3 protein-coding genes and 1 pseudogene are annotated in these 6,027 nt (G+C 36.1%); 2 read left to right on the top strand and 2 right to left on the bottom strand.

Going from position 1 to position 6,027, the window contains the following annotated elements; all coding sequences use genetic code 11:
- Positions 1-257: 257 nt before the first annotated feature.
- Positions 258-1,733 carry a D-alanyl-D-alanine carboxypeptidase/D-alanyl-D-alanine endopeptidase gene (gene dacB / locus FFR48_RS24460; RefSeq protein WP_190347581.1) on the top strand — a complete coding sequence of 492 codons (1,476 nt, stop codon included), beginning with the start codon at positions 258-260 and terminating at the stop codon, positions 1,731-1,733.
- A 1,027-nt stretch (positions 1,734-2,760) separates the two neighbouring features.
- Entirely contained in the window at positions 2,761-5,391 is a 2,631-nt protein-coding gene (locus FFR48_RS24455; protein WP_137669163.1) for a DNA polymerase III subunit alpha, read from the top strand.
- A gap of 2 nt (positions 5,392-5,393) precedes the next feature.
- Here the strand turns inward: FFR48_RS24455 and FFR48_RS30255 are convergent, their stop codons facing one another.
- Positions 5,394-5,648 carry a DUF4351 domain-containing protein gene (locus tag FFR48_RS30255; RefSeq protein ID WP_242027509.1) on the bottom strand — a complete coding sequence of 85 codons (255 nt, stop codon included), beginning with the start codon at positions 5,646-5,648 and terminating at the stop codon, positions 5,394-5,396.
- A gap of 6 nt (positions 5,649-5,654) precedes the next feature.
- Positions 5,655-5,900, bottom strand: a pseudogene (locus FFR48_RS30250) (DUF2887 domain-containing protein); the annotation flags it as partial.
- Positions 5,901-6,027 lie beyond the last annotated feature (127 nt).

The raw sequence follows: 6,027 nt of genomic DNA, 5'->3' as shown, positions 1-6,027 counted from the left end.
TACGCAAAGTACAGCAGAATTCAGGAGTCGTAGGGGCGAAGTAGGGGCGAAGCATTCGGAAAATAACCTGTGATAAAAATTGATAATTTATCGCCCGAATGCTGATGCTTCCAGCACGCTTCGCGAACGCCCGTACAGGAGTCAGGAGTCAGGAGTAAAACAGGCTTTGTGTATAGGTTTCAATTGAGATTCTGTGCCTCATTGATCTGCAATCTGCTGTAAGTTACAACATTAGGATTACATTTAGCCAAAATAAAATGATTCACAAAAAAATATCTATTAGCTTGATGCTGTTATTTATCGGTGTTCAAATTAATGTTAACCAGCACATAGCTCAAGCACAAACCCCAACAGCACCAGCAACTAGCACAAAATATACTTGTTCTGTTCAAATAGAATCATCTATAGATGCTGTAATTAATCGTCCTATATTTAAGAGAATGCGTTGGGGAATTTTAATCAAACCCCTATCATCTCCACAAACTCTTTACAGTCGAGATCCAGAAAAATATTTTATTCCTGCTTCTAATACTAAACTTTTCACAACAGCAGCCGCATTGCAGAAACTAGGGGCAAATTTTCGCATTCGTACCTCTGTTTATCAAGACAGTGAAGGTATTTTGCGGGTTGTTGGTAGAGGAGATCCAAGTTTTAAAAATGAGCAATTAACAATATTAGCCAAGCAATTATATCAAAAAGGTATTCGGGAAATTAATCAATTAATTGCTGATGATAGTTATTTTCAAGGTGAGGTAGTTCATCCTAGTTGGCAATGGGAAGATGTACAATCTTATTATGGCGCACCTGTCAATAGTTTAATTGTTAATGAAAATACTTCTGTTATAACTTTTTTGCCTCAAGAAATTGGAAAACCTTTAAAAATTAAATGGTCTAATCCTCTGGATGCTTATAATTGGCAGATTGAAAATAATGCAATTACTACTCCAGAAAATGAACCGGGTGATGTGGAAGTTTACCGAGATTTAAAAGGTCAGATTTTAAGAATCACAGGAAAATTGCCTGTAAACTCAGAACCAGATATTACAGCTATAGCGGTATTTGATCCTGCTCAAAATTTCTTGCAAAATTTCCGTTTAACTTTAACAAAATCAGGAATAAAAGTTAACCGGACATCTGTTAATAATGGTGGTAATAATGAACAAGAAATAGCCGCTGTTGAATCTCCGCCGCTATCTGAATTATTAGTAGAAACAAATGTCAATAGTAATAATTTGTATACTGAAGTCTTACTCAGAAGTTTAGCTGATAAACAGCAATTAGCCAAAAATAAAAATACTGCTGATTTAGGATTGCAAGCTTTAAAAAATACGTTAACTGAATTAGGAATTGAACCGAATAGCTATAAGATTGTAGATGGTTCTGGGTTATCTCGTAAAAATTTAATTAGTCCAGAAGCTTTGGTACAACTTTTGCAAGTGATGAGTAAATCTTCCCAAGCAGAAGTATTTCGTGCTTCTTTACCTGTTGCTGGTGTTAGTGGTACTTTAAAAAATCGTTTTCTGAATACATCTGCTCAAGGAATTGTCCAAGCAAAAACAGGTACTATGATGGGTGTGGTTTCTTTATCTGGATATGTCAATGTTCCTAATTATGAAACTTTGGTTTTTAGTATTATGGTAAATCAGTCTGAACAACCTGCAAGTGTGGTGAGAAAAGCAATGGATGAAATTGTTGTGTTATTAACGCAGTTGAAGAGAGATCAACTTTGTTAGCTATCCGCCAACATAATAAGTTCTACTGCAATTGTTTACAAAAGCCAATCAATATAGTTGCTGTTTGCGGTTTAGGGACTAGTCCTAGTTGCGTTCATATTGATGAAGTGGCTAGACAAATGTCTATGGCATATCAAAATTTTCTTTTCAGTCTTCCACCCTTCCAGAATTATTGTCAACAACCAAGTCAGGATTTACTAACAATTTCTTAAAATTAATAAAAATAAAGTTTTCTTAAATTCCGCAATTGCCACAAAGACATTCGGAAAATACTGGTTTATTCTTGAATTATAAAGGTATTAGTAGTGGAAATTTATTTATCAAATAATTTTTTTAAATAAAATGCCAACTACTCCTGAAGCAATTTTATAATATTTTGTTCCACCTATGGCTCCCGAACACACAAAAATTAAATTTCCTCTTTGGGATTATTTGAACCAGCCCTTATTTGGTCGTGATACTAAATTTATCTGGAATCCTCGTCAGTTTGCGCTAATATGGAGAGTTCAACTTTTAGAACGGTGTTTGGCTAAACATTCCGATGCCAAAGGACCTCAACAGTCTTAGTTTACAGGTGACAAATGACAGGTTACACTGAAAAGCGATAACTGATAACTGTTTATGCCTCGTGTTCTCACGAGGCTTTTTCCATCCATTCGCTGAGAATTAAGAAACTGATTCCTGTGCTAAACTCACGTATTACTCAGATGTCGCCTTTTTGCTGTTATGCGGAATAGGTAAAATATTTGCTTTTGTCATCAAGCTAAATTGCTATGACAGTAGATTGCAGATCAATGAGGCACAGAATCTCAATTGAAACCTAGATACAAAGCCAGTTTTACTCCTGACTCCTGACTCCTGACTCCTTTACGGGCGTTCGCGAAGCGTGCTGGAAGCATCAGCATTCGGGCGATAAATTATCAATTTTTATCACAGGTTATTTTCCGAATGCTTCGCCCCTACGACTCTTGACTCCTAGTATAAATAGCTGCATTGTAACCGTTTAATTATTCACTATTAATTGCTTATGTCTTTTGTACCTTTGCATATTCACAGCGACTACAGTTTGCTAGACGGTGCTAGTCAACTACCAGACTTAGTAGATCAGGCGATCGCACTAGGAATGAAAGCGATCGCCCTCACAGATCATGGTGTCATGTATGGCGCAGTTGAACTCATCAAAATCTGCCGCAGTAAGACTATTAAGCCAATTATTGGCAACGAAATGTATATCATTAACGGTGATATTGAAAAACAAGAACGCCGTCCTAAATATCATCAAGTTGTTTTAGCAAAAAACACCAAAGGTTATAAAAACCTAGTTAAACTCACCACAATTTCTAATCTTAAAGGTGTACAAGGTAAAGGTATTTTTTCCCGTCCTTGCATTAATAAAGATTTACTCAAACAATATAAAGAAGGTTTGATTATCACCAGTGCTTGTTTAGGAGGAGAAATTCCCCAAGCAATTCTCAGTGGTAGGCCAGATGCAGCCCGAAAAGTTGCCAAATGGTATAAAGAAGTATTTGGCGAAGATTTTTATTTAGAAATTCAAGATCACGGTTCTCAAGAAGACAGAATTGTAAATGTTGAAATTGTGAAAATTGCCCGTGAATTAGGCATTAAATTTGTCGCTACTAACGATTCTCATTATATTTCTTGCTTTGACGTAGAAGCCCATGATGCTTTACTTTGTATTCAAACCGGTAAACTAATTGTTGATGATAACCGGATGCGATATAGCGGCACAGAATATTTAAAATCTGCCACAGAAATGAAGTTACTATTTCGTGATCATTTACCCGATGATGTCATAGAAGAAGCCATAGCGACAACAGTTGAAGTAGCGGATAAAGTCGAGCCTTACCATATCATGGATGAGCCGAAAATTCCTACTCCTCCCATTCCTTCTGGTCACACTCCTGATACTTACGCTGAAGAAGTAGCTTGGCAAGGACTGTTAGAAAGATTAAACCGCAAATCTCGTAACGAAGTAGATCCAGTCTACAAAGAAAGATTAGAGTATGAATTAAAAATGATTCAGCAAATGGGTTTTTCTACCTACTTTTTAGTAGTGTGGGACTATATCAAATTTGCGCGAGATAATAATATTCCCGTCGGTCCTGGTCGGGGTTCTGCGGCTGGTTCATTAGTTGCTTATGCCATGCGAATTACTAATATTGATCCCGTGCATCATGGCTTACTGTTCGAGCGATTTTTGAACCCAGAACGGAAATCCATGCCTGATATTGATACAGATTTCTGTATTGAAAAACGGGATGAAGTAATTGATTATGTGACTAGAAAATATGGTGTAGATAGAGTTGCCCAAATTATCACTTTTAACCGTTTAACATCCAAAGCAGTATTAAAAGATGTCGCCAGAGTATTAGATATTCCCTATGGGGAAGCTGATAAAATGGCGAAAATGATCCCAGTGGTACGGGGTAAACCAACTAAATTGAAAGTAATGGTTTCTGATCAAACACCAGCACCAGAATTTAAAGAAAAATACGATAATGATCCGAATGTTCGCCGCTGGATAGATATGGCCATGCGAATAGAAGGAACTAACAAAACCTTTGGTGTTCATGCAGCAGGTGTGGTTATTTCCGCAGAACCATTAGATGAAATTGTACCCTTACAACGTAATAACGACGGCTCAGTAATTACCCAGTATTTTATGGAAGATTTAGAATCACTGGGTTTGTTAAAAATGGACTTTTTGGGTTTAAGAAACCTAACCTTAATTCAAAAAACCATTGATTTAATACAACAAAGTAAAGGATATCATATTGATCCTGATGACATTACCCGTGATGAAAGAAAAGCCCAGAAAATATTAGCTAAAGGTGAACATAGCACTTTACCTAAAGATGTATCTCAAGCATATTCATTATTAGAATCTGGAGATTTAGAAGGTATCTTTCAATTAGAATCTTCAGGAATGAAGCAAATCGTGAGAGATTTGAAACCTTCTAATATTGAAGATATTTCTTCTATTTTGGCATTATATAGACCTGGTCCATTAGATGCGGGATTAATTCCTAAGTTTATTAACCGTAAACATGGTAGAGAAGCAATTGATTATGAATCGCAACTTTTACAACCTATATTAAATGAAACCTATGGAATTATGGTTTATCAAGAGCAAATTATGAAAATTGCTCAAGATATGGCAGGTTATTCTTTAGGACAAGCTGACTTACTGCGTCGCGCTATGGGTAAAAAGAAAGTAGCGGAGATGGAAAAACAAAAGCAAAATTTTATAGATGGTTCAGCAAAAAACGGTGTAAAACCCCAAGTAGCTGAAAAACTATTTGCGGATATGTTGAAGTTTGCCGAATATTGTTTGAGTTATGAAACTGAGGTTTTAACTTTAGAATATGGCTTTTTACCTATTGGGGAAATTGTGGAAAAGCAGATTGAGTGTAGTGTATTTAGTGTTGATAACAATGGTAATGTTTACACTCAACCTATTGCCCAATGGCATCATTGGGGAGTGCAAGAATTATATGAATATTGTTTAGATGATGGTTCAAAAATCAGGGCAACAAAAGACCATAAATTTATGACTAATTCTGGGGAAATGTTGCCCATTGATGAGATATTTGAGAGAGGTTTAGACTTGTTGAAAGTCCCAAATTTACCAGCTTAAATTTAGGTTTGGGATTTCAACCATTCATCTAAATCGTTGATATCCCGAAAATCTAATAACGCTTCTCCCAAGTCTTCTAATTGTGCTATTTTCAGGTTACTGATTTTCTGGATATAACTATCTGTCAATTTTCCAAACCTCTTAGATAACAGACGCAGTAGTAAATTTTTCTCTCCCTCTTGTTCACCTTCTTCTCTACCTTCCTGCTTTGCTTCTTGATATACCCTTGTTTGTTTGATATCATTGACTAAAAACATCGCTTCTATCTCCTGACGGGTTAATTGCGAAAACTTCGACAACAACACAGTTTCCAATAACTCTATAATACCTTCTCTTTCTGAGTTGTTGGTAATTTCGGTTTGCGTTCTTTGCATCAAATTCTTAACTAATTCTGGGGCTTGGTTTTCTTTACTGACAATTAATTCAATTAACCCCATCCCAATTGAACCTGATGATATTTCATCTAAATAAATCCGTTTGATGCGACCACTATTGACTAATTCTTGCTGGTAATTAGGGTTTGCTGAATAAACCTAAAACCTTGATATATCAAAGGTTAGAGGCTGATAAACACAGAAATTAGTGCAAGGGTTTTGAAGGGTATACCGGAAAAAGTGTGCATTTTTTGGGATTTCA

Origin of the sequence: Sphaerospermopsis reniformis (assembly GCF_005402885.1) — a bacterium.
Lineage (GTDB): Bacteria > Cyanobacteriota > Cyanobacteriia > Cyanobacteriales > Nostocaceae > Sphaerospermopsis > Sphaerospermopsis kisseleviana.
The sequence above is the reverse complement of the archived record's forward strand: the minus strand, read 5'-3'. Positions and strand labels throughout refer to the sequence as shown.